Raw genomic sequence first — 24,670 nt, 5'->3', positions numbered from 1 at the left:
GAACGCCAGGCTAAGGGGCATTGTTAGCGTTAACGCGGCCGTCATCTCCACCGCAGAGAAAGGCCCCCGTCGTGCCCCTGACCCGACGCGCGTTCACAGTCGGCGCCCTGTCCGCGGCTGCCGCCGCCTCCGGCGCGCTCAGCCTGCCCCGCGGCGCGTTCGCGGCGGCGAACACCGCCTACGCGATGGCCTACTTCACCGAGACGCCGAACGGCCTCGGCGCCGACTACGGCCTGCACCTGGCCGTCAGCCGGGACGGGCTGAACTGGACTCCGCTGAACCAGAACAACCCGGTGGTCACCCCGACCGCCGGGCAGCTCGGCCTGCGCGACCCGTTCGTGCTGCGCAGAACCGACGGCACGTTCGTGGTGCTGGCCACCGACCTCAAGGGCACCAACTGGGGGCTGACCAGCCAGTACCTGCACGTGTGGGACTCGGCCGACCTGACCGCGTTCACCGGCTACCGCCGCATCCGCATGCACACGCTCGACACCCACACCTGGGCGCCAACCGCGTTCTGGGACGCCGCCCGCGGGCAGTACGCCATCGTCTACTCCGCCAACAACGGCCGGGACGTGTTCCTGGTCAACTACACCAGCGACTTCCGCACCGTCAGCGCACCGCAGGTCTACTTCAGCCCCGCCTTCGGCGTGCTCGACGGCGACGTGGTGGTCGACGGCGGCACCACGTACCTCTACTACAAGAACCTCGACGACGGATATCTCTACGGCGCCCGCTCCACCACCGCCGCGCCGAACAGCTTCACCACGTACACCAGCGGGCTGCGGCAGGGCAACGCGATCGAGGCGCCGCTGCTGCTGCGCACGAACGAGGGCGGCTGGCGGCTGTGGGGCGACTCGTTCAGCCCGGTCAACAACGACTACTACGCCTGGTCCACGACGACCATCTCCGGCAACTCGTGGACGCCGCTGAACCAGCGGGACTACACACCGCCGCTGAACTCCAAACACGGCTCGATGATCGGCATCACCGACGCCGAGTACGCCGGGCTGGTCAACCGCTGGGGCACGCCGAACTGGGTCCGGCTCAAGTCGTCGAACTTCCCCGACCGCTACGTGCGGCACGCCGACCGGATCGCCCGCGTCGACGCGTACCCGTTCGACCCGTACCAGGACCAGATGTGGCGGATGATCCCCGGTCTTGCCGACGCCACCGGCTTCTCGTTCGAGTCGGTCAACTACCCCGGCAACTACCTGCGGCACTACGACTACGCGGTCCGGCTGGACCCGAACGACGGCACCGCCACGTTCCGCGCCGACGCCACCTTCCACCGCACCGCCGGCCTGGCCGACGCCACCTGGTCGTCGTTCCGCTCGTACAACTACCCCACCCGTTACCTGCGGCACTACGACTACCGGCTGCGCATCGACCCGCTCGGCGCCGGCTCCCCCGCGGTCGACCGGCAGGACGCCACCTTCCGGGTCACCGCGTAGCCGTTCCCCACCACCACCGTCCCCGCCACCACCGTCCCCCGCCACGGAGGCCGTCCATGCCCGCTCCCCTGGTGAACCGCCGATTCCTGCTCCGCGCCACCGGCGCCACCGCCGTCGCGGCGACCGCCGGCGCCGCTGCCGGGTCCGTCACCGCAGGCGGTACGGCGCACGCCGCGCTGCCACCGGCTCGCCCCGACATCGGCGTGTCCGCGTACGCGTTCGACCCGGGCCAGGTCCGGCTGACCGCGAGCCGGTGGCAGGACAACGAGAACCGCACAGTGGCGTACCTGCGCTTCGTGGACGTCAACCGGCTGCTCTACAACTTCCGGGCCAACCACCGCCTGTCCACCGGCGGCGCCGCCGCCAACGGTGGCTGGGACGCGCCGAACTTCCCGTTCCGCACCCACATGCAGGGTCACTTCCTGACCGCCTGGGCGCAGGCGTGGGCGGTGCTCGGCGACACCACCTGCCGGGACAAGGCGCTCACCATGGTCGCCGAGCTGGCCCGCTGCCAGGCCAACAACGGCGCGGCCGGGTTCAGCGCCGGCTACCTGTCCGGCTTCCCGGAGTCCGACTTCGCCGCGCTGGAGGCCCGGACGCTCAGCAACGGCAACGTCCCCTACTACTGCATCCACAAGACGCTGGCCGGGCTGCTGGACGTGTGGCGGCTGATCGGCAGCACCCAGGCCCGGGACGTGCTGCTGGCGCTGGCCGGCTGGGTCGACCAGCGCACCGGCCGGCTCACCTCGGCCCAGATGCAGGCCATGCTCGGCACCGAGTTCGGCGGCATGAACGCGGTGCTGACCGACCTCTACCAGCAGACCGGCGACGGGCGGTGGCTGACCGTCGCGCAGCGGTTCGACCACGCCGCCGTGTTCAACCCGCTCGCCGCCAACTCCGACCAGCTCAACGGGCTGCACGCCAACACGCAGGTGCCCAAGTGGATCGGCGCGGCCCGGGAGTACAAGGCCACAGGCGTCACCCGCTACCGGGACATCGCCACCAACGCGTGGGCCATCACCGTCGGCGCGCACACGTACGCCATCGGCGGCAACAGCCAGGCCGAGCACTTCCGTGCCCCGAACGCGATCGCCGGCTACCTGCGCAACGACACGTGCGAGGCGTGCAACACGTACAACATGCTCAAGCTGACCCGGGAGCTGTGGCAGCTCGACCCGGACCGGGTCGCGTACGTCGACTTCTACGAACGCGCGCTGCTCAACCACATGATCGGCCAGCAGAACCCGGCCGACGCGCACGGTCACGTCACGTACTTCACCCCGCTCAACCCGGGCGGGCGGCGCGGTGTCGGCCCGGCGTGGGGCGGCGGCACCTGGAGCACCGACTACAACTCCTTCTGGTGCTGTCAGGGCACCGGGCTGGAGACCAACACCACGCTCGCCGACGCGATCTACTTCCACAACGGCACCACGCTGACCGTCAACCTGTTCATGCCCTCGGTGCTCACCTGGAGCCAGCGCGGCATCACCGTCACCCAGGCCACCTCGTACCCGGTCGGCGACACCACGACGCTGACCGTCACCGGCTCGGTGAGCGGGTCGTGGACGATGCGGATCCGGATCCCGGCGTGGGCCGCCGGGGCGAGCGTCAGCGTCAACGGCGTCGCGGCGGGCATCGCCACCACGCCCGGGAGCTACGCCGTCCTGACCCGCGACTGGACCTCCGGCGACACGGTAACGGTCCGGCTGCCGATGCGGGTGGCGACGGTGGCCGCCAACGACGACGCCGCGGTCGCCGCGATCACGTACGGGCCGGTGGTGCTCTCCGGCAACTACGGCAACACCACGCTGAGCGCGCTGCCGACGCTGGACCCGGCCTCGGTCACCCGTACCGGCACGGGCAGTCTCGCGTTCACCGCCCGGGCCGACGGCGCCACCGTCAACCTCGGCCCGTTCTACGACGCCCACGGGCACAACTACACGGTCTACTGGCGGGTCGGCACGGGCAGTGGTGGCGGCGGCGAGGCGAGTTTCCGGCTGGCGAACGCGGCGAGCGGTCTGGTGCTCGGGATCCAGAACATGTCCACCGCAGACGGCGGGCTCGCGCTGCAGTGGGGTGACACCGGCACCGCCGACCACGACTGGCAGCTCGTGGTCGACGGGTCGGCGCTACGGCTGCGCAACGTCAACAGCGGCAAGGTGCTGGGCGTGGAGAACATGTCCACCGCCGACGGTGCCCGGATCCTGCAGTGGGCGGACAACGGCACCGCCGACCATCTCTGGGCCGTCGTCGACGTCGGCGACGGCAGCCACAAGCTGCGCAACGTGCACACCGGCAAGCTGCTCGGCATCTCCGGCGGCTCGACCGCGCAGGGCGCGTTCGCCGTGCAGGACCCGGACAACGGCAGCCTGGACAACCAGTGGCGGTTCCTGCCCAACGGCGCGCGGCGGATCCAGAACCTCGGCAGCGGGCTGGTGCTCGGCGTGCAGAACATGTCCACCGCCGACGGCGGGCCGGTCATCCAGTGGGGCGACACCGGGACCGCCGACCACCTCTGGACCGCGCTCGTGGACACCGGCGGCTACCTGCGGCTGCGCAACGGCAACAGCGGCAAGGTGCTGGGCGTCGAGGGCGCCTCGACAGCGGCCGGCGCCCGGATCGTCCAGTGGGCCGACAACGGCGCCGCCGACCACAGGTGGCGGCTGCGGCACGGCGGCGGCGGCTGGTTCCGGATCCAGGGCGCGAACGGGGGCCGCGTCCTCGGTCTCAGCGGCGGCTCCGGCGCCCAGGGCGCGCAGGCTGTCCTCGCCGACGACACCGGCGCCGCCCACCAGCGCTGGCGCTTCCTCTGACCCAACCACCCCCGCCGCCACAGCTCGCCGATCTTGCGCTTTCGGCCCCCGCGAAGTTCGCCAACCGGACATCCTGCGGGCGCGAAGTGCAAGATCGGCGAGGGCGGGTGGGACGCCGGGTGGGTCAGCGGGTGGGGGGTGGGCCCACGCTTCGGCGCGGGACCAGCGTCGGGGCGATGGTCTGGCGCAGCGGGCCTGCCGACTCCGACTCGATCTGGGCCAGCAGAAGGTCCAGGCTCGCCGCGGCCACCGCCGTGAAGTCGGGCCGCACCGTGGTCAGCGGCGGAATGAAGTACGCCGCCTCCGGCACGTCGTCGAACCCGACGACGCTGATGTCGTCCGGTACACGGCGGCCGTGCTCGTGCAACGCGCGCAGCACGCCCAGCGCCAGGTGGTCGTTCGCCGTGAAGACCGCGGTGACCTCCGGCATCCGGGCCAGCATCTGCCCGCACCGGTAACCCGCGGCAGCGGACCAGTCCGCCGGGACCAGCGGCGGAACCTCGGCGCCCGCCTGCCGCAACGCCTCGCGCCACCCCTCGATCCGGCCGGCGCTGTCGAACCAGTCCGACGGGCCGGACACGTGCCAGACGGTGCGGTGCCCGGCGGCGAGAAGGTGCTCGGTGGCGGCCCGGGCGCCGGCGACCTGGTCGACGGTGACCAGCGGGATCGGCCGCCGGGGATCGCCGTCGACTGTCACCAGCGGCACGTCGTGGGGCAGCCGTTCCAGCGCCTCCCCGGCCGACTCGACGGGCGCGATCACCACTATGCCGGCCACCCGGTGCGCCAGGTGCCGCTCCACCGCCGCCGAGATGGAACGGTGGTCGAGGTCGCGGACGCTGCCGACGCTCACCGCGAAACCCGCCTCGGCGGCGGTCTGCTCCAGCGCGGCCAGCAGCGACGCCGGGCCGTACAGCGTGGTGTTCTGCGCGACCACGCCGATCACCTGGGAACGGCCGGTCACCAGCGCGCGGGCCGCGCGGTTGGGCCGGTAGCCGAGCTCGGTGATGGCGGCCTGGACCCGCAGCCGGGTCTGTTCACGCACGTTGGGATGCCCGTTGAGCACCCGGGAGACCGTCTGGTGCGAAACCCCGGCGAGGCGAGCCACGTCCGTCATCGCAGGACCGCGCACGGCCACCTCACTTTCGCCACTGCCCGCGGCGGCCACACCCGGTCGATCTCGACCGGACCGTCCCGGGTGGCGACAGTCTACGCCAGCGGTCCCATCGGTATCGCTACCGCAGATCGACCGTTCCCACCGTGGCGCGCCGATTATCGCGGAATCGACAGGCGGCTCATTCCCTTCCGTTGCGCAGCGGCACGAACAGGCAGCTCGGAGCGGGTGGAATTGGGCCCGGGGTGCGGCATTTCCGGCGATTGCCGGAGCCGCACCCCGGGCTATGGAAGATGTGTCAACGGCCGCGAATGGTGACCGTTGTCACGGTGTCGTCAGCGAGAACTGCCGCACCGTCACCGCGCCGCCAAGCGATTGCGTGGCGTAGTTGAAGAAGCCGAACCGGTAGCCCATGAAGAACTGCCACGCGTTGTTGAGCGTCAGCGCGTTGCCCAGCGACACGAAGTTCACCCCGTCGGTGCTGTAGGAGAACCGCGCCTGCCGTCCGGAGCCGGGCCGGATGTCGGCGTTGGCCCGCAACCAGATCCGCCCGCCGGACACCGCCGCGCCGGCGATCTCCGTCCCGGTGCTCGTGGTGTTCCAGTTCGAGCCCATGGTCAGACCGTTTGTCATCACCACCCGGGTCGCGCCGTTGTCCCGCCGTACGCCGATCCAGGCCGAACTGTCCCGCAGCATCGCCAGGCCGGCCCGGTCACCGTCGCGCATGGTCGAGTAGTCCAGCTCGATGGTGCCGGTCGAGGTCGGACCCTGGATGCGGTGGGTGAGCGTGTTGCGGGCCCGGTACAGGTCGTTCGTGACGGTGGCGGTCTGCAGGCGCAGGCCGTTGTTCACCGACCACCTGCTGTTGTCCGGGTTGTGGTTCCACTCGTACTGCGGGCCGAGCGTGGTGCCGGAGAACGTGTCGGTGCCGGTGAGCGGCTTGACCGGGCGGGTCGGCAGCGGGTTGGGGTAGCTCGCGCCCCAGGCCCCGTTGACGGTCTGCAGCTGCGGCCAGCCGTCGGAGGTCCAGGTGATCGGCGCCAGCGTCGGCATCCGGCCGCCCGGGTAGGCGTCGGTGAACGCCATGTAGTACCAGGCGCCGGTCTGCGTCTGCACCAGCCCGCCCTGGTGCGGCACGCCGCCACCGGAGATCGGGCCGGGCAGGTTCAGCAGCACCTGCCGCTGCTCGTACGGGCCGAACGGGCCGTTCGTGGACTTCAGCACGTACTGGCCGTTGGCCGGCCGGGTCAGCCAGATGTAGTACGCGCCGTTGCGCTTGTAGAAGCGCGCCCCCTCCAGCGTGCCGATGCTCGACGGCGTCTGGTAGACCTGCTGCGCCCGCACCTGGCTGCGCCCGTCGGCGGAGAGCTGGGCCACGCTGATCGTGCCGTTGCCGTACGCGACGTACATGGTGTCGTTGTCGTCGATCAGCATGCCGGCGTCGTAGTAGCAGTTGGGTATGGTGGCGAGGCGGCTCCACGCGCCGTCCACGGCGGTGGCGGTGTAGATGTGGGTCTGCGCGAAATCGATGCACCCGGCCCAGTAGAACGTGCGGTTGCTCGGCCGGTAGTTCAGCGTCGACGCCCAGATGCCGTCCACGTACGCCTGCTCGCTGGCGCTCAGGTCGTACTTGGTGCCGAACTCCAGCCGCGGCACCGAGTGCCCGGCGAACTCCCAGTTCACCAGGTCCCAGGAGCGCAGCACCGGCGCGCCGGGCGAGTAGTGCATGGTGGAGGCGGACATGTAGTAGACGTCGCCGACCCGGATGATGTCGACGTCGGCGAAGTCCTGCCAGACCGCCGGGTTGGTGAAGTTGCCGCTCGGCGTGCCCGGGTCACCCGGGTTGCCGCCGACCCGCACCAGCTGCCACTGCTGGTTCGCGCCGTTCCAGTCGTCGTACTGGACGATGTTGCCGCCGTCGGCGGTGGAGGCGTTCTGCACCTCCATCACCTTGTTCGAGTTCCGGTTGATCAGCCGGACGTACCCGCTGTCGGAGTCGGCCAGCCGGAACTGCTGGTTGGTGCCGCCGTGGTCGGTCCACTGGACCACCGCGGCCCCGTTGGCGGTGGACGCGCCGGTCACGTCCAGCACCTTGCCCGAGTGCCGGGAGCGCAGCCGGTAGTAGCCACCGCCGGAGTCCACGAACTGCCACTGCTGCCAGGCGCCGTCGTTGCGCGTCCACTGGGTGATTCGCGCGCCGTCGTTCGTCGCCTGGTTGTACAGGTCCAGCGCCTTGCCGCTGTTGCGGTTCACCAGCACGTAGTACGCGCTGGTGTCCACGGTGGCCGCGGAGACGGGCGCGGGCACGGCGCCCACCACCACGCCACCGACAAGCAGCGCCACCACCCCGGCCAGCAGCCGGGACAGGCGTCCACGTCCACGGGACAGTCGAGCCGTCACCATGATCCTCCTTCGTCGACCGGAGCCCGGGCACGGCGACGCGCGCCGACGACGTCGGCGTTATCGCTAACAGCGATGCCCACCCAGGCGGGAGTCGGATCCCTGGCAACTGCGGCGCAGATCGCGCCCGGAACGGCCCGCGAGCGGTGCCGGTGACCCTATCCATCGACTGTGAGCGATAACATGGCGTTCGTCAAGGCGTAACACGCCGCCCGCCACGCGGGGTCGGCGCGGCGGGCGGCGAGTGGGTTCAGAAGCCCCGGGCGAGCCGGTAGTACGCCTGGTTCCAGCGCAGCTCGTCGGCGAAGCGGTGCGGGCGCGTCTCCGCGTCGATGACCACCAGCTCGGTCCGGGCCATCGCCGCCAGGTCGCGCAGCTCCTCCACGCCGACGGCCTGGGAGAGCACGGTGTGGTGCGGCGCGCCCGCGGTGATCCACGCCTCCGCCGAGCCGGCCAGGTCGGGCTGCGGACGCCAGACCGCGCGCGCCACCGGCAGCCGGCGCAGCGGGTGCGGCGGCGGCACCACGTCCACCGCGTTGGCCACCAGCCGGAACCGCTCCCCCATGTCCGCCATGCCCAGCACCACGGCCGGGCCGGGGGCGGCGTCGAAGACCAGGCGCACCGGGTCCTCCCGCCCGCCGATGCTCAGCGGATGCACCTGCGCGCTCGGCACGTCGGCGGCGATGCTCGGGCACACCTCCAGCATGTGCGCGCCGAGGATCAGCTCCTGGCCGAACGTCAGGTCGTAGGTGTAGTCCTCCATGAACGAGGTGCCGCCCGGCACCCCGACGGCCATCGCCTTGAGCGTGTGCACCAGCACCGAGGTCTTCCAGTCGCCCTCGCCGCCGAAGCCGTAGCCGTCGGCCATCAGGCGCTGCACCGCGATCCCGGGAAGCTGGCGCAGCCCGCCGAGGTCCTCGAAGTTCGTGGTGAACGCCCGGAACCCGCCGGCCTCCAGGAACGCGCGCAGGCCCAGCTCCTGGCGCGCCGCGTACCGCAGCGAGTCGTGCCGGTCCCCGCCGGGCCGCAGCTCCGGCGCCACCCGGAAGGTGTCGTCGTACTCCTTGACCAGGTCGTCCACCTGCGCGTCCGCCACCTGGTCGACGGCCGCGACGAGGTCGTTGACGCCGTAGGTGTTCACCGATACGCCGAAGCGCAGCTCCGCCTCGACCTTGTCCCCCTCGGTGACCGCGACGTCGCGCATGTTGTCGCCGAAGCGCGCCAGCCGCAGCGTCCGCAGCGCCGACCAGCCGACGGCGGCCCGGGCCCAGGCCGCGACCCGGCCGACGACGCGCGGGTCGGTGACGTGGCCGGCGACGGTCTTGCGGGCCACCCCGAGCCGGGTCTGGACGAACCCGAACTCCCGGTCGCCGTGCGCGGCCTGGTTGAGGTTCATGAAGTCCATGTCGATCTCGTCCCACGGCAGCGCCACGTTCGCCTGCGTGTGCAGGTGCAGCAGCGGCGTCCGTAGCGCGTCCAGCCCGGCGATCCACATCTTGGCCGGGGAGAACGTGTGCATCCAGGCGATCACCCCGACCGCGCCCTGCACGGCCGCGTCCCGGCACACCGCCAGGATGTCCGCGCTGGAGGTGAGGACCGGCTTCCAGACCACGCGGACGGGGATGTCCGGCGAGGAGTCCAGGCGCGCGGCGATCTGCCGGGACTGCTCGGCGACCTGCCGCAGGGTGTCCTCGCCGTAGAGGCCCTGGCTGCCGGTGAGGAACCAGACCTCGGGCTGGGGGTGAGTTGCCATGTTGTTGCCTTCCGCGCTAGGAACCGTCACTTGAACCGGATGCCGATGAGGCGCTGGAGGAGGATGAACGCGAAGAGCAGCCCGCCGATCACGATCTTGGTCCACCAGGAGTTGAGGCTGCCGTCGAACGTGATCAGGGTCTGGATCACGCCGAGCACCAGCACGCCGAGCACGGTGCCGAAGACGTACCCGGAACCGCCGGTGAGCACGGTGCCGCCGATCACCACAGCCGCGATCACGTCCAGCTCCATCCCGACGGCGATCAGCGGCGCGCCGGAGAGCGTGTAGAACGACAGCAGGATCCCGCCGATGGCCGAGCAGAGCCCGCTGATCGTGTAGACGGCGATCCGGGTCCGCGCCACCGGCAGGCCCATCAGCAGCGCCGACTGCGCGTTGCCGCCGACCGCGTACACGTTGCGGCCGAACCGGGTGTACGCCAGCACGTACGCCGCGATCAGCACCACCGCGAACGCGATGAGCACACTGATCGAGACGAAGTTGCCGGCCGGGTCGCCGATGCGCTGCTGCGACATCGACGTCCAGAAGCCGTCGGTGATGGAGATCGAGGAGTCGCTGATGAACGTGCACATGCCGCGGGCGAAGAACATCCCGGCGAGTGTGACGATGAACGGCTGGATCTCGAAGAAGTGGATCGCGCAGCCCATCAGGAAGCCCAGCGTCGGGCCGATCAGCAGCGCGATGACCAGCACCAGCGCCGCGGGCAGGCCGTCGCGCAGCAGCGACGCCGACACCATCGCGGTCATCGCGACCACCGAGCCGACGGACAGGTCGATGCCGCCGGTGAGGATCACGAACGTCATGCCGACCGCGACCACGAGCAGGAAGCCGTTGTCGATGAAGACGTTGAAGACGACCTGGATGTTGGAGAACGCGCGGTACTGGGACACGCCGATGCCGTACATGACGAGCAGCAGGGCGAGCGTCGCCAGCACCGGGACGTGCCGCCGGGGCAGGCTGGGCCGCCAGGAGCGGCCGGTGGTCAACGACGTGCTGCTCATGCCGGCACCTGCTCCTTCTCCCGCTGCGGCGCCGCCGGCCCGGGCTCGGTCCCGCGCCGCCGCCGGCGCAGCCGGGCGCGGAACGCCGGGGCCTGCACGAGGCAGACGGCGATGACGACGACCGCCTTGAACAGCAGCGACGTCTGCGGCGAGATGTTCATGGCGTACACAGTGGTGGTCAGGGTCTGGATGATCAGCGCGCCGAGGACGGTGCCGCCGAGGGAGAACCGGCCACCGGCGAGCGACGTGCCGCCGATCACGACCGCCAGGATCGCGTCGAGCTCGATCCACAGGCCGGCGGCGTTGCCGTCGGCGCTGGACACGTTCGCGGTGACCATGAAGCCGGCGAGCGCGGCGCAGGCGGCGCTGATCACGTAGACGAGGAAGACGATGCGCCGCGACCGGATGCCGGCCAGCCGGCTGGCCTCGGCGTTACCGCCGACCGACTCGACGATCAGGCCGAGCGCGGTACGCCGGGTGAACGCGGCCACCAGCAGCGCGGCGGCGAGCGCGATCAGGATGGCCAGCGGCAGCGTCAGGAAGTGCCCGAGCCCGATCGCCCGGTACGGCCCGGAGTTGATCGTGATGATCTGCCCCTCGGTGACCAGCTGGGCGATGCCCCGGCCGGCCACCATGAGGATCAGCGTGGCGATGATCGGCTGGATGCCGATGACCGCCACGAGCACGCCGTTCCACGCGCCGAGCACCAGCGCGGCGCCGAAGGCCAGCGCCAGCGCGGTGGCCACCGTGGCCGGGCTGTTCTGGTCGGCCGCCCCGCTGATGTGCAGGCAGGCGATCGCGCCGCTGATGGCGCAGAGCGACCCGACGGACAGGTCGATGCCGCCGGTGGCGATGACGAGCGTCATCCCGAGCGCGACCAGGATCAGCGGCGCGCTCAGCCGCAGGATGTCGATGGGCGTGCCGTACAGGTGGCCGTTCTTGACCTCGACGGCGAGGAAGCCGGGACGGTAGACGGTGTTCGCGGCGAGCATCACCACGAGCACCAGCGCCGGCCAGAACAGGCGGTGGCCGGTGAGCGGGCGGAGGCGGGCGGCGACGGCGGTCATCGGGTCACCTCCTTCCGCGTGGTGCCGCTGGCGATGGTGCGCATGACGCGGTCGGCGTCGAGCGTGTCGTCGTTGTCGAGCTGGGCGACCATCTCGCGGTCGCGCATGACCGCGACCCGATGGCTCAGGCGCAGCACCTCCTCCAGCTCGGCGGAGATGAACAGCACCGCCATGCCGCCGTCGGAGAGCTGCACCACCAGCTTCTGGATCTCGGCCTTCGCGCCGACGTCGATGCCGCGGGTCGGCTCGTCCAGGATGAGCAGGCGCGGCTCGGTGATGAGCCAGCGGGCCAGCAGCACCTTCTGCTGGTTGCCGCCGGACAGGTTGCGCACCGGCAGTTCCGGGTTGGCCGGGCGGATGCTCAGCGCCTCGACGTACCGGCGGACCAGCTCGTCCTGGCGGCGGCGCGGGATCGGACGCAGCCAGCCGCGCGCGGCCTGCATCGCCAGGATCATGTTCTCCCGGACCGTCAGCTCCGGGACGATGCCCTCGGCCCGCCGGTTCTCCGAGCAGAAGCCGACGCCCTGGCCGATGGCCTGGATCGGGTTGCGCACCGGCGCCCGGCCGCCGTCGAGCCGGACCTGGCCGTGGTCGGCCCGGTCCGCGCCGAAGATCAGCCGCGCCACCTCGGTACGGCCGGAGCCGAGCAGTCCGGCCAGGCCGACCACCTCACCGGCGTGGATGCGCAGGCTGAACGGGGCGACCGCGCCACGCCGGCCCAGCCCGTCGGCGTCCACCAGCGGGGCCTCGTCCGCGGTGTCGACGGTGGCGCGTTTCTGCTGCTCGTCGAGCCGCTCCAGCACGTCCAGCTCCTGCCCGATCATCTTCTCGACCAGGCTGAACTGCGGCAGCTCCTCGGTGCGGTACTCCCCCACCAGCGTGCCGTTGCGCAACACCGTGATGCGGTCCGCGATGCCGTAGACCTGGTCGAGGAAGTGCGTGACGAACAGGATCGCGATGCCCTCGTCACGGAGCTGGCGCATGATCCGGAACAGCTGCGCCACCTCGCCGGCGTCCAGGCTGGACGTCGGCTCGTCCAGGATCAACACCCGGGCCTGCACGTCGATCGCCCGGGCGATGGCGACCATCTGCTGCACCGCGAGCGAGTACGTGCCCAGCGGCGCGGAGACGTCGAGGTCGAGGTCGAGCCGGGCCAGCAGGTCGCGGGCCCGCCGGCGCATCTCGCCCCAGCGCACCGCGCCGAGCCGGCGCGGCTCGCGGCCGATGAAGACGTTCTCCGCCACCGACAGGTTGGTGCAGAGGTTGACCTCCTGGTAGACGGTGCTGACGCCGGCCGCGGCGGCCTGCATCGGCCCGCTGAACGAGACCTGCTCGCCGTCGAGGGTGATGACGCCCGCATCGGTCCCGTAGACGCCGGTCAGCACCTTGATCAGGGTGGACTTGCCGGCGCCGTTCTCACCCATCAGGGCGTGGACCTCGCCCGGGAACAGCCGAAAGTCGACGTCGTGCAGCGCGCGGACCCCGGGGAAGGTCTTGCTGATGCCGGTCATGGTCAGGACCGGACGGTTACCCGTCATCCCATCGGACCTCTTCTAGACGGTGGTGGCACGGGGGCCGCCGTCTCGCGACGGCGACCCCCGGGGTGGGTCAGTACTTGCGGTTGGGCAGTGCCTCCTTGGCCTGCTCCTGGGTGAAGGTGGTCTCCTCGGTCTCGATCCGGGCGGGGACCTCCTCGCCGGCCTTGACCTTCTTGACCAGCTCCATCAGCTGCGGGCCGAGCAGCGGGCTGCACTCGGCGATGAAGTTGAACTTGCCGTCCGCGAGGGCCTGCATGCCGTCCTTCACCGCGTCGACGGTGATGATGGTGATGTCCTTGCCGGGCGTCTTGCCCGCCGCGCTGATCGCCTCGAGCGCGCCCAGGCCCATGTCGTCGTTGTGCGCGAAGAGCACGTCGATCTTCGGGTTGGCCTTGAGGAACTGCTCCATGACCTGCTTGCCGCCGGCCCGGGTGAAGTCACCCGACTGCGACGCGACGATCTTCAGGTTGGGGTTGGCGGCGATCGCCTCGGCGAAGCCCTTCTTCCGGTCGTTGGCCGGGGCCGAGCCGGTGGTGCCCTGCAGCTCGACGATGTTGACCGGGCCGGACGCCGCCTTCTTCTGCTCCACCAGCCACTCGCCGGCGAGGCGGCCCTCCTTGACGAAGTCCGAGCCGAGGAACGTCTTGTAGAGCGACTTGTCGGCCGAGTCGACCGCGCGGTCGGTCAGGATGACCGGGATCTTCGCGTCCTTGGCCTCCTTGAGCACGGTGTCCCAGCCCGACTCCACCACCGGCGAGAAGGCGATCACGTCGACCTTCTGCTGGATGAAGTTGCGGATCGCCTTGATCTGGTTCTCCTGCTTCTGCTGCGCGTCGTCGAACTTCAGCTCGATGCCGGCCTCGGCGGCCGCTTCCTTGATCGAGGTGGTGTTCGCGGTGCGCCAGCCGCTCTCGGCGCCCACCTGGGAGAAACCCAGGACGATCTTGTCGTTGCCGTCACCGGAATCGCCGCCGGTGTCGCTGTTGCCGCAGGCCGCCATGCTGCCGGCGAGCAGCACGCCGGCGAGCGCGGCGATGACCCTGCGGGCCGTGCTCCTGGTACTCATCGGTTCTCCTCCGGGGTTGGATGTTCCGGACGCGCGGCGGGGAGCCGGTGCGTCCGGGTGTGGTGGTGGGGTGGGTGCGCGGCGCCCGGTCCGGGGTCAGGGCGCCGGCGGGCGTTGGCCGTAGACGTTCTGGTAACGGTCGTAGAGCGAGTCGATGTCGGCCGGCGCGATCGGCAGCGGCTGCCCGAGCGCTCGGGCCAGGTGCGCGGTGCGGGCGACGTCCTCGCACATCACGGCGGCCTTGACCGCCGCCCGGGCGTCCCGGCCGATGGTGAACACGCCGTGGTTGCGCATGAGCACCGCGGGCGAGCGGTGCCCGGACAGCGTGCTGACGATCCCCTTGCCGATGTCGTCGCCGCCGATCAGCGCGAACGGCCCGACCGGGATCTCCCCGCCGAACTCGTCGGCCTGCGCGGTCAGCCAGCACGGGATCGCCTCGCCCCGGGCCGCCCAGGCGGTGGCGTAGCCGCTGTGGGTGTGCACCACGCCGCCGACCTCGGGCATCGCGCGGTAGACGTAGGCGTGCGCGGCGGTGTCGCTGGACGGCGAGCCGCCGCCGTCGACGACAGTGCCGCTCAGGTCGCAGACCACCATGGACTCGGCGGTCAGGTCGTCGTAGTCGACGCCGCTGGGCTTGATGACCATCAGGTCCTGACCGGGTACGCGGGCCGAGACGTTGCCGGCGGTCCAGGCCACCAGCCCGTAGCGGGTCAGCTCGCGGTGCAGGCGGGCCACCGTCTCGCGCAGCTCGGCGACCTGGCTGTTCATCCGACCACCTCCAAGGGCGCGGCGGCGCGGGCGTCGACCGCCGCGTTGCGGATCGCCCGCAGGCGCAGCATGACGTCGTTCGCGCCGCGGCCGAAGTGGTCGTGCAGCGCGCGGTACTCGGCGTAGAGCGCGTCGTACGCCCGGACGTTCTCCGGTACGGGCCGGTAGACCGCCTCCTCGATCCGTCCCATCGCGGCGGACGCCTCGTGGATCGACTGGTACTCGCCGGCCGCGACCGCGGCGTGGATGGCCGAGCCGAGCGCCGGCCCCTGGGCGGAGCCGATGATGCTCAGCGGCCGGTTCGTGACGTCGGCGTAGATCTGCATCAGCAGCCGGTTGGAGGTGAGCCCGCCGGCCACCACCAGGTCGTCGACCGGCACTCCGGCCTGCGCGAACGCCTCGACGATCATCCGGGTGCCGTACGCGGTGGCCTCCAGCAGCGCCCGGTAGACGTCCGGCGGCCGGGTGGCCAGCGTCAGCCCGATGATCAGCCCGCTCAGGTCGTGGTTGACCAGCAGCGACCGGTTGCCGTTCCACCAGTCCAGCGCCACCAGGCCGTGCGCGCCGACCGGCTGGGCCGCGGCGGCCTCGGTGAGCCGCTCGTGCGAGTCGAATCCGGCCGGGGCGCCGTGGCGCACGAACCAGCCGAAGATGTCCCCCACGCCGCTCTGCCCGGCCTCGAAGCCCCAGGCGCCGGGGCTGATGCCGCCGTCGACCACGCCGCACATGCCCGGCACCTCGGCCGGGTGGGTGCCGTTGAGCACGTGGCAGGTGGAGGTGCCCATGATGGCCACCAGCCGGCCGGGCCGCAGCGCCTGGGCGGCGGCGGCGGTGACGTGCGCGTCGACGTTGCCGACCGCGACCGCGATGCCCGCGGGCAGGCCGGTCCAGGCGGCGGCGCGGGCGTCGAGCGCGCCGGCCCGCGCGCCCAGCGGCAGCAGCGGACCGTCCAGCTTGGTGACGAAGTCGGTGAAGTCCGGGTCGAGCGCGGCCAGGTAGTCCGGGGACGGGTACCGGCCGTCCTGCCGGATGCCCTTGTAGCCGGCGGTGCAGACGTTGCGCGTCTCGACGCCGCACAGCTGCCAGACGATCCAGTCGGCCGCCTCGATGAAGCGATCGGCGCGCCGGTAGATCTCCGGGTCCTCGTCCAGGATCTGCAGCCCCTTGGCGAACTGCCACTCCGCGGAGATCTTGCCGCCGTAGCGGCCGATCCACGGCTCGCCGCGTTCGTGCGCCAGCGCGTTGATCCGGTCGGCGTGCGGCTGCGCGGCGTGGTGCTTCCAGAGCTTGACCCAGGCGTGCGGCCGGTGGCGCAGCTCCGGGATCTCGCACAGCGGCGTGCCGTCGGCGAGCGTCGGCAGGACCGTGCAGGCGGTGAAGTCGATGCCGATCCCGACCACCAGTGCCGGGTCCACGCCGGCCGCCGAGAGCGCTGCCGGTACGGCGTGGCGCAGCACGTCGCGGTAGTCGTCGGGGTCCTGCAGCGCCCAGTCCGGCGGCAACGCCGGGCCGTCGTCGGGCAGCGCGGTCTCGATGACCCCGTGCCGGTAGTCGTGCACCGCGGTGCCGAGTTCAGCGCCGTCGCGGACCCGGACCACCAACGCCCGGCCGGACAACGTGCCGAAGTCGACCCCGATCACGTACCGGTCGGTCGCGTCCACTTCGCTCATTTGCACCTCCGCCGTGTCACGGAGTTAGTGTTAGCGCTCACATACACATCCGTCAAGACACGTCCGGGCAACAGCTACGTAACGAGCGGCGGCGCCCGGAACCGGCGTCCTCCGCCCCGCACGGACCGGCCCGGCCGCCGGCCGGGAGATCCACGCCGACGGCGCGGTCGAACCTCGGGTAGACGGCCTGTTAGCGACAACAATCGATGGAACTTCCGGAAATTCTCTCGGCGTTCCCGACTCCCCCGGCCCGAGGGCCCAGATGCCGCCGCGGGGCCGCCCAGAAGGCCGCTCAGCGGCTCTTTTTCTCGCCGCGGCACCCTCGGCAGCAGGCCGCCGCAAGCCGCCCGAGGGTCGCCAGGCTATTTACAGTGTTTGATGTCAGCGATAACATTTCGCCATCCCCACACACTGTGGCGCCGCTGTCCGGGAAACCCCGGCGCCGCAGCCGGGCGGCGACGGACGGCGACCCCGTCGACCGCCGGAACCCCACCACCCACGAGCGCCCGCCGGCACCGACCGGCCCTGGTGGAACTACCGTGCCGCGTCCGTCCCCGTGGACCACGGGCGACGCCGTGCGACCGGCGGGCCGCTCCCTTCCGGGTACCGGCACGGACGGCGCCCGGCCACCGAGGAGGACCCAGTGCGCAGATGGACCCGACGGACGCTCGCCGTCCTGGGTGTCGCGGCGGTGGCGCTCGCAGCCACCGTCACCGACGGGGCAGTCGCCCCACGCCCGGCCCGGGCGCTGGACAACGGCGTCGCCCGTACGCCGCCGATGGGTTGGAACACCTGGAACACGTTCGGCTGCAACATCAACGAGACCCTCATCCAGCAGACCGCCGACGCGATCGTCGCCAACGGACTGCGCGACCTCGGGTACAAGTACGTCGTCGTGGACGACTGCTGGTTCAACCCGAACCGGGACGCGCAGGGCAACCTCCAGGCGCACCCGCAGCGGTTTCCCAGCGGGATGAAGGCGCTCGGTGACTACCTGCACGCCCGTGGCCTGCTGTTCGGCATCTACCAGGTACCGCTGGACAAGACCTGCGCCCAGGTCGGCGGCGCGTTCCCCGGCGCCACCGGCAGCCTCAACCACGAGTACCAGGACGCGCGGCAGTTCGCCGCGTGGGGCGTGGACTACCTCAAGTACGACTGGTGCTCCGGCACCGGGACGATAAACGACCAGGTGGCGCGGTTCGGCATCATGCGCGACGCGCTGGCCTCCACCGGCCGGCCGATCGTCTACAGCATCAACCCCAACAGCTACCACGCCAAGACCGGGCCGCAGCGCAACTGGAGCGACGTGGCGAACCTCTGGCGGACCACCGAGGACATCACCAACGCGTGGAACACCGGCCAGACCAACGGCTACCCGATGGGCATCCAGAACATCGTCGACGTCACGGTGCCCCTGGCCGGGTACGCCGCCCCCGGCGGTTTCAACGACCCGGACATGCTGGAGGTCGGCCGAGGGGGCATGAACGACACCGAGATGCGCAGCCACTTCGCGCTCTGGTCGATGCTGGCGGCGCCGCTGATGATGGGCAACGACGTACGCTCGGCGAACGCGGCCACACTGGCGATCCTGCGCAACGCCAACCTGGTCGCGATCAACCAGGACACGCTCGGCCGTCAGGCGGTCCAGGTGTCCTTCGACGGCACCCGGCGGGTGCTGGCCAAGCCGCTGGCGAACGGCGACGTGGCGGTCGCCCTGTTCAACCAGGGCAGCTCGACCACCACCGTCTCCACCACGGCGGCGGCGATCGGCAAGAGCGGCAGCTCGTTCACGCTGCGCGACGCCTGGACCGACGCCACCTCCAGCACCAGCGGCACGATCTCCGCCAGCGTCCCGGCCCACGGCACCGTGGTCTACCGGGTCAGCGGCGGCGGCACCACGACCCCGCCACCGGTCCCGACCACGTTCCGGCTGCGCAGCGAGTCGTCCGGCCGGTGCCTGGACGTCGACAACGCCGGCACCGCCAACGGCACCGGCACGCTGATCTGGGACTGCCACAACAACGCCAACCAGCAGTTCACCGCCAACGGGCAGGCGTTGCAGGTGCTCGGCAAGTGCCTGGACGTGCCGACGAACGCGACCGCCGGCACCCGGGTGCAGATCTGGGACTGCAACGGCGGGACCAACCAGCAGTGGACCATCAACGGCAACGGCACGGTGAGCAACGGACGCTTCCCGTCGCTGTGCCTGGACGTCGACAACGCGGGCACCGCCAACGGCACCCGGGTGATCGTCTGGACCTGCCACGGCAACACCAACCAACGGTGGAGCCGGGCGTGAGCGGCTGCGGCCGGTGAACGGCGGTCGGCCGGACGAAGGGGCGAGCGTCCGGCCGGCCGTCACCGGGCGCCGGCCGCCCGGCGCTTGTTCCAGATGTCGAACGCCACCGCCACGAGCAGGACGAGACCCTTCACCACCGACTGGACGGACTGGTCGACGCCCATGAGCTGCATCCCGTTGCTCATCACCGCCATGATCAGGCCACCCACCATGGCGCCGACCACGGTGCCGACCCCGCCGGTGACCGCCGCGCCGCCGATGAAGGCCGCCGCGATCGCGTCCAGCTCGAACATGTTGCCGGCGGCCGGCTGGGCGCCGTTGGACCGGGACGAGTAGATCACGCCCGCCACGGCGGACAGGAAGCCCATGTTGACGAAGATCCAGAAGTTGACCCGCTTCACCCGGACGCCGGACAGCATCGCCGCGGGCAGGTTGCCGCCGATCGCGTACACCTGCCGGCCGAACACGGTACGGCGGGTGAGCAGGCCGTAGATCAGCACCAGCACGGCCAGCACGATGAGCACGATCGGCAGGCCGCGGGCGTTGGCGAGCTGCCAGGCGAACCACATGACCACGGCGCCGACCACCACGATCCGCAGGACGAACAGCGGGAACGACTCCACCGGCTGCTCGTGGCGCACCCGGGCGATCCGGGTCCGGAACACGGCCACCGCGTACCCGACGACGGCGAACGCGCCGATGAACAGCGTGAAGGCGTCGTAGCCCTCGCCGCCCAGCAGTCCGTTGAGGAAGCCGGCGGCGACCCGCTGGTACTCCTCGGGGAACGGCGACAGCGAGATGTTGTCCAGCACCCGCAGCGTGAGGCCGCGGAACAGGAGCATGCCGGCCAGGGTGACGATGAAGGCCGGGATCCCGGCGTACGCGACCCAGAGCCCGTGCCACGCGCCGACCGCGACGCCCACCGCGAGCGCGGCCAGCACGCCGGCCCACCAGGGCATGCCCTCCCGGATGACGAGCACCGCGGAGACCGCTCCGGTGAGCGCCACCACCGATCCCACGGACAGGTCGATGTGGCCGCCGATGATCACGATGACCATGCCGATCGCGAGCACCAGGATGTAGGAGTACTGGAGCACGATGTTGGTCAGGTTGCCGGGGCTGAGCGAGACACCGTCGGTGAGCACCGCGAACAGCGCGACGATCACCACCAGGGCGATGTAGATGCCGCTCTGCCGCAGGTTGCCGAGGATCAGCGTGCGCGGGTCGCTGGTGCCGGTGTGCAGGCTCGCGGCCGCGCCGGTGTCGGGCGCGGCGACCTTCTGGGGCGTGGGCTTCGTGCTGGTCATCGGACGAGATCCCTGTCCTTGGTCATGAGTTCCATCAGGTTCTCCTGGGTGGCCTCGCGCACCGGCATCTCCCCGGTGATCCGGCCGGCCGCGAGGGTGTAGACGCGGTCGCACATGCCGAGCAGCTCGGGCAGTTCGGAGGAGATGAGGACCACCGCCTTGCCCTCGGCCACCAGCCGGTTGACGATCGTGTAGATCTCGAACTTCGCGCCGACGTCGATGCCCCGGGTCGGCTCGTCGAGGATCAGCACGTCCGGGTCGGTGAACAGCCACTTCGCCAGCACGACCTTCTGCTGGTTGCCGCCGGAGAGCTTGCCCACCACCGACATCACGGTCGGGGCCTTGATGTTCATGTCGCGCCGTCCCCGCTCGGCGACCTGGATCTCCCGGTTGCCGTCGATCCAGCCGTTGCGGGCGAGCTTGTCGAGCGCGGCGGCCGAGATGTTGCCCCGGACGTCGTCGATGAGGTTGAGGCCGTAGTGCTTGCGGTCCTCGGTGGCGTACGCGATGCCGTTGGCGATCGCCTCGGCCACCGTGCGCGCCCGTACCTCGCGGCCCTTGACGTACAGGCGGCCGCTGATGTCGCGGCCGTAGGCGCGGCCGAACACGCTCATGGCCAGCTCGGTGCGCCCGGCGCCCATCAGGCCGGCGATGCCGACGACCTCACCGGCGCGCACGTGCAGCGAGGCCCGGTCGACCACCAGGCGGTCCTGGGTGGGGTGCCGCACCGTCCAGTCCTCGATCCGCAGCACCTCCTCGCCGGGGGTGACGTCGCGGGTCGGGTAGAAGGTGGCCAGGTCGCGCCCGACCATGCCGCGGATGATCCGGTCCTGGGTCGCGCCGCCGTCGGCCATGTCGAGCGTCTCGACGGTGCGGCCGTCGCGGATGACGGTGGTCGAGTCGGCGATCGCCGTGATCTCACCGAGCTTGTGCGAGATCATGATGCAGGTGATGCCCTGGTCGCGGAGGCTGCGCATCAGGTCCAGCAGGTGCGCCGAGTCGACGTCGTTGAGCGCCGCTGTGGGCTCGTCGAGGATCAGCAGCCGCACCTTCTTGGACAGCGCCTTGGCGATCTCCACCAGCTGCTGCTTGCCGACGCCCAGCTGGATGACCGGGGTGACCGGGTTCTCGTGCAGCCCGACCGACCGCAGCAGCGCCGCGGCCTCGGCGTTGGTGCGGTGCCAGTCGATGAGCCCGCCGCGGCCCCGGCGCTCGTTACCGAGGAAGATGTTCTCGGCGATCGACAGGTACGGCACCAACGCGAGTTCCTGGTGGATGATGACGATGCCGCGCGCTTCGCTGTCCTGGATGCCCCGGAAGCCGACCGGCTCGCCGTCCAAGACGATCTGGCCGTCGTAGCTGCCCGCCGGGTAGACCCCGGACAGCACCTTCATCAGGGTGGACTTGCCGGCGCCGTTCTCGCCGCAGATCGCGTGGATCTCGCCGCGCCGTACGGCGAGCGAGACGTCCTGCAGCGCGGTGACCCCGGGGAAGGTCTTCGTGATGCCACGCATCTCGAGGATGTGGTCGCTCATGGGTATCCGTCCTGCTCGTGGTCGTGGTGTCCGGAGCGGGCGAGCCCGGCGGCGCGGCGCGCCACCGGGCCCTCCGCCCGGATCAGCCGGCTCGGCCGGCGGCGACCTCCTGCTCGGTCAGGTAACCGGAGTCGATCAGGACGGACTTGATGTCCTCCTTGTAAACCGTCTGGACCGGCAGCAGGAACGCGGGCACGACCTTGACGCCGTTGTTGTACGCCTTGGTCTCGTTGGCCTTCGGCTCCTCCTTGCGCAGGAACGCCTCGGCGGCGATCACCGCCTGCTCGGCCAGCAGGCGGGTGTCCTTGAACACGGTGGAGCTCTGCACGCCGTCGTTGATGAGCTTGACGGACGCGACCTCGGCGTCCTGCCCGGTCACCACCGGCATCTTCTTGGCGCCGCCGCGGTAACCGGCGTTCTGCAGGGCGGTGATGATGCCCCGGGAGAGGCCGTCGAACGGCGACAGCACGCCGTCGACCTTGCTGCCGTCGTTGTAGCTGGAAGTGAGCAGGTCCTCCATCCGCTTCTGCGCGGTCTCCTGCTGCCAGCGCAGGATGGCGGCCTGCTCGATCTTGGTCTGCCCCGACTTGACCTTCAGCGTCCCGGCGTCGAAGTACGGCTTGAGCGTGTCCATCGCGCCGTTGAAGAAGAAGCCGGCGTTGTTGTCGTCGAGCGAGCCGGCGAACAGCTCCACGTTGAACGGGCCGGTCGCGGCGCCCTTGGACCCGTCCTTGTTCAGCAGGCCGAGGCCGACCAGGAGCGCGTTGGCCTGCGCCACGCCCACCTTGTAGTTGTCGAAGCTGACGTAGAAGCTGACGTTGGGGCTGTTACGGATGAGCCGGTCGTAGGAGATGACCGGGATCTTCGCGGCCGCGGCGGCCTGGAGCTGGCCGCTGAGCGCGGTGCCGTCGATCGGGGCGATGACCAGCACGTCCGCGCCCTGGGTGATCATCTGGTCGATCTGCTGCGACTGGGTCGGGATGTCGTCCCCGGCGTACTGCAGGTCGACCTTGTAGCCCTTGGCCTGCAACTTCTCCTTCACCGAGTTGCCGTCGGCGATCCACCGTTCCGAGGTCTGGGTCGGCATCGAGACGCCGATCGTCAGGTCGCCGGGCTTGGCGGAGCTGGTGTCCGAGCCGCCTCCGGCGCCCTCGCCGCTGCACGCGGCCAGGCTGATCGCGAGCGCGGCGCCGCTGACTGCGGCCAGGATTCGTCTGCGCACGAGCGTCCTCTCCCCTCCGTGGGCCCCTGTGACACAGGTAACCGTCACGGCGAGTGTTAACGCTCACAAGTTGCCCCGTCAACCAATCGCGCGAAATGTGCATGTCTCTTTCTTGTAACAGAGACGGCGCTCCAGGTAGGACGCGACCGGACGTCGCGGGGGCGGCACGTCGTACCGCCCCCGCGACGCCTGCGCTCAGGAGGCGGAGCAGGTGGGCGTCATGCCCGATCCGCTTCCGTTGCCCTGGAAGCCGAACTCGGCGCTCTGGCCGGCGCCGAGCTGGCCGTTGTAGTCGACGTTCGTGAACCGCACCGTGCCGCTGTTACCGCTCGCGGTGGCGCTCCAGGTGTTTGTGACGCTCGCGCCGCCCGGCAGCGTCATGGTGACGGTCCATCCCCGGGTGCCCGACGAGCCCGCTGTCACCTTCACGTTGGCGACGAAGCCACCGGTCCAGGAGTTCAGCGTCACCGAGGCCGTACACCCGCCCTGACCCGGCGGTGGCGTGGTCGGATTGTTGGGCGGCGGGGTGGTCGGGTTGTTCGGCGGCGGGGTGGTGGTCGGCGGCGGGTTGTTGGTGCCGGAGTTCAGCGCGTCGAGCACCGCGTTGTACGCCGCCTTCTTGTTGCCGGAACAGTCGAACAGCAGCGCGTTGTCCGAGCCGCGCCACGAGTCGCAGTCCCGCACGCCCCACACCGTGATGCCGGCGCAGCGCGACACCGCCAGGCAGGCCCGGGTGACGGCGGCGTAGATGTTCGCCTGGTTGCCGCCGGTCATCACGTCCAGCTCGGTGATCTGGACCTCCACGCCCAGGTCCGCGAAGCGCTGAAGATTGGCCTGGTAGTCACCGGGGATCGTGGTGCCCAGGTGCGACTGGAAGCCGACGCAGTCGATCGGCACGCCACGCGACTTGAAGTCGCGCACCATGTTGTAGATGCCGGTCGACTTCGCGTTGATGCCGTCGGTGTTGTAGTCGTTGTAGCAGAGCTTCGCGCCCGGGTCGGCGGCGCGGGCGGCCCGGAACGCGGCCTCGATCCAGTCGTTGCCGGTGCGCTGCAGGTTCGAGTCACGGCGCCCGCCGCTGCCGCCGTCGGCGAACGCCTCGTTCACCACGTCCCAGGCGTAGATCTGCCCCCGGAAGTGGGTGGCGACCTGGGTGACGTGATTGATCGCGGCGTTGCGCAGCGCGCTGCCGGACAGACCCTGCGCCCACGACGGCTGCTGCTGGTGCCAGAGCAGCGCGTGCCCGCGCACCGACATCCCGTTCGCGCGGGCGTGACTGACCAGCCGGTCGCCACCGCTGTAGTTGAACCGCCCCTGCTGCGGCTCGGTGGCGTCCCACTTCATCTCGTTCTCGGCCACCACGGAGTTGAACTCGCGGTTCAGCACCGTGGCGTACGTGTTGTCGGACAGCTTGTTGGTGGCGACCGCGGCGCCGAAGTAACGGCCCTTCTCGGCCGCCGCCGCGCGCAGCGTGGTGCCGGCGCTCGCGGCCGGCGCCAGGGCCACCGCCATGCCGGCGGCGAGCGCGCCGGCCAGGATGCCGGTGGTCAGCAAGGCTCTCTTTCGTCTCATGCGGATTCCTCTTCCGGGGGTTACGCGATGGTGGTGGTGCGACTCCCCCGACTCCGCGTCCGGTGACGGTGTCGGG

Annotated in this window: 16 protein-coding genes; 3 read left to right on the top strand and 13 right to left on the bottom strand. The window is 70.8% G+C overall.

Features of this window, described 5'->3' with window-relative positions:
* Positions 1-71: 71 nt before the first annotated feature.
* Both A4R25_RS03860 and A4R25_RS03855 read left to right on the top strand, forming a co-directional pair.
* Positions 72-1,454 carry a glycoside hydrolase family 43 protein gene (locus A4R25_RS03860; RefSeq protein WP_064445623.1) on the top strand — a complete coding sequence of 461 codons (1,383 nt, stop codon included), beginning with the start codon at positions 72-74 and terminating at the stop codon, positions 1,452-1,454.
* A gap of 56 nt (positions 1,455-1,510) precedes the next feature.
* Entirely contained in the window at positions 1,511-4,267 is a 2,757-nt protein-coding gene (locus A4R25_RS03855) for a beta-L-arabinofuranosidase domain-containing protein (RefSeq protein WP_064445622.1), read from the top strand.
* A 124-nt stretch (positions 4,268-4,391) separates the two neighbouring features.
* On the opposite strand, the gene A4R25_RS03850 is transcribed toward A4R25_RS03855, so the two are convergent.
* The 9 genes from A4R25_RS03850 to araB form a co-directional block, all read right to left on the bottom strand.
* Complete coding sequence (locus A4R25_RS03850) at positions 4,392-5,381, bottom strand: LacI family DNA-binding transcriptional regulator (RefSeq protein ID WP_176722811.1); 990 nt, start codon at positions 5,379-5,381, stop codon at positions 4,392-4,394.
* 321 nt (positions 5,382-5,702) lie between these two features.
* Positions 5,703-7,781: an RICIN domain-containing protein gene (locus A4R25_RS03845; RefSeq protein ID WP_231915421.1), complete on the bottom strand. Its 2,079-nt coding sequence runs from the start codon at positions 7,779-7,781 to the stop codon at positions 5,703-5,705.
* Between the two features lie 247 nt (positions 7,782-8,028).
* Positions 8,029-9,531 (bottom strand): L-arabinose isomerase, encoded by a 1,503-nt coding sequence (araA, locus tag A4R25_RS03840; RefSeq protein WP_064445621.1) that lies wholly within the window; start codon positions 9,529-9,531, stop codon positions 8,029-8,031.
* A 26-nt stretch (positions 9,532-9,557) separates the two neighbouring features.
* On the bottom strand, positions 9,558-10,550 hold the full coding sequence (gene yjfF, locus A4R25_RS03835) for a galactofuranose ABC transporter, permease protein YjfF (RefSeq protein ID WP_043323316.1): 993 nt from the start codon (positions 10,548-10,550) through the stop codon (positions 9,558-9,560).
* A complete protein-coding gene (locus A4R25_RS03830; protein WP_043323315.1) occupies positions 10,547-11,617 on the bottom strand; it encodes an ABC transporter permease in 1,071 nt (356 codons plus the stop codon). The genes yjfF and A4R25_RS03830 overlap by 4 nt, the downstream gene beginning before the upstream one ends.
* A complete protein-coding gene (locus A4R25_RS03825; RefSeq protein ID WP_043323312.1) occupies positions 11,614-13,155 on the bottom strand; it encodes a sugar ABC transporter ATP-binding protein in 1,542 nt (513 codons plus the stop codon). The genes A4R25_RS03830 and A4R25_RS03825 overlap by 4 nt, the downstream gene beginning before the upstream one ends.
* Before the next feature lie 70 nt (positions 13,156-13,225).
* Positions 13,226-14,221, bottom strand: coding sequence for an ABC transporter substrate-binding protein (locus tag A4R25_RS03820; RefSeq protein WP_043323310.1), 996 nt, complete (start codon positions 14,219-14,221; stop codon positions 13,226-13,228).
* Between the two features lie 96 nt (positions 14,222-14,317).
* Positions 14,318-14,989 carry an L-ribulose-5-phosphate 4-epimerase gene (locus tag A4R25_RS03815; RefSeq protein ID WP_043323308.1) on the bottom strand — a complete coding sequence of 224 codons (672 nt, stop codon included), beginning with the start codon at positions 14,987-14,989 and terminating at the stop codon, positions 14,318-14,320.
* Entirely contained in the window at positions 14,986-16,659 is a 1,674-nt protein-coding gene (gene araB, locus A4R25_RS03810; protein WP_064445620.1) for a ribulokinase, read from the bottom strand. The genes A4R25_RS03815 and araB overlap by 4 nt, the downstream gene beginning before the upstream one ends.
* A 643-nt stretch (positions 16,660-17,302) precedes the next feature.
* On the opposite strand from araB, the gene A4R25_RS03805 reads away from it, so the two are divergent.
* Positions 17,303-18,958, top strand: a complete 1,656-nt coding sequence (locus A4R25_RS03805) for a glycoside hydrolase family 27 protein (protein ID WP_064445619.1) — start codon at positions 17,303-17,305, stop codon at positions 18,956-18,958.
* Between the two features lie 59 nt (positions 18,959-19,017).
* Here the strand turns inward: A4R25_RS03805 and mmsB are convergent, their stop codons facing one another.
* The 4 genes from mmsB to A4R25_RS03785 all read right to left on the bottom strand — a co-directional run bounded on the left by mmsB (position 19,018) and on the right by A4R25_RS03785 (position 24,594).
* A complete protein-coding gene (mmsB, locus tag A4R25_RS03800; RefSeq protein ID WP_064445618.1) occupies positions 19,018-20,265 on the bottom strand; it encodes a multiple monosaccharide ABC transporter permease in 1,248 nt (415 codons plus the stop codon).
* Entirely contained in the window at positions 20,262-21,800 is a 1,539-nt protein-coding gene (gene mmsA / locus A4R25_RS03795) for a multiple monosaccharide ABC transporter ATP-binding protein (protein WP_064445617.1), read from the bottom strand. Before mmsA ends, mmsB begins: the two co-directional genes overlap by 4 nt.
* A gap of 82 nt (positions 21,801-21,882) precedes the next feature.
* Positions 21,883-23,022, bottom strand: coding sequence for a multiple monosaccharide ABC transporter substrate-binding protein (gene chvE, locus A4R25_RS03790; protein ID WP_043323299.1), 1,140 nt, complete (start codon positions 23,020-23,022; stop codon positions 21,883-21,885).
* Positions 23,023-23,217: 195 nt separating this feature from the next.
* Positions 23,218-24,594, bottom strand: coding sequence for an endo-1,4-beta-xylanase (locus tag A4R25_RS03785; protein ID WP_043323298.1), 1,377 nt, complete (start codon positions 24,592-24,594; stop codon positions 23,218-23,220).
* Positions 24,595-24,670 lie beyond the last annotated feature (76 nt).

The sequence above is a fragment of the Micromonospora sp. NBRC 110037 genome (assembly GCF_001652995.1).
GTDB classification, from domain to species: domain Bacteria; phylum Actinomycetota; class Actinomycetes; order Mycobacteriales; family Micromonosporaceae; genus Micromonospora; species Micromonospora chalcea.
Note: the sequence above shows the minus strand (reverse complement) of the source record. Positions and strands in the feature narration are given on the sequence as shown.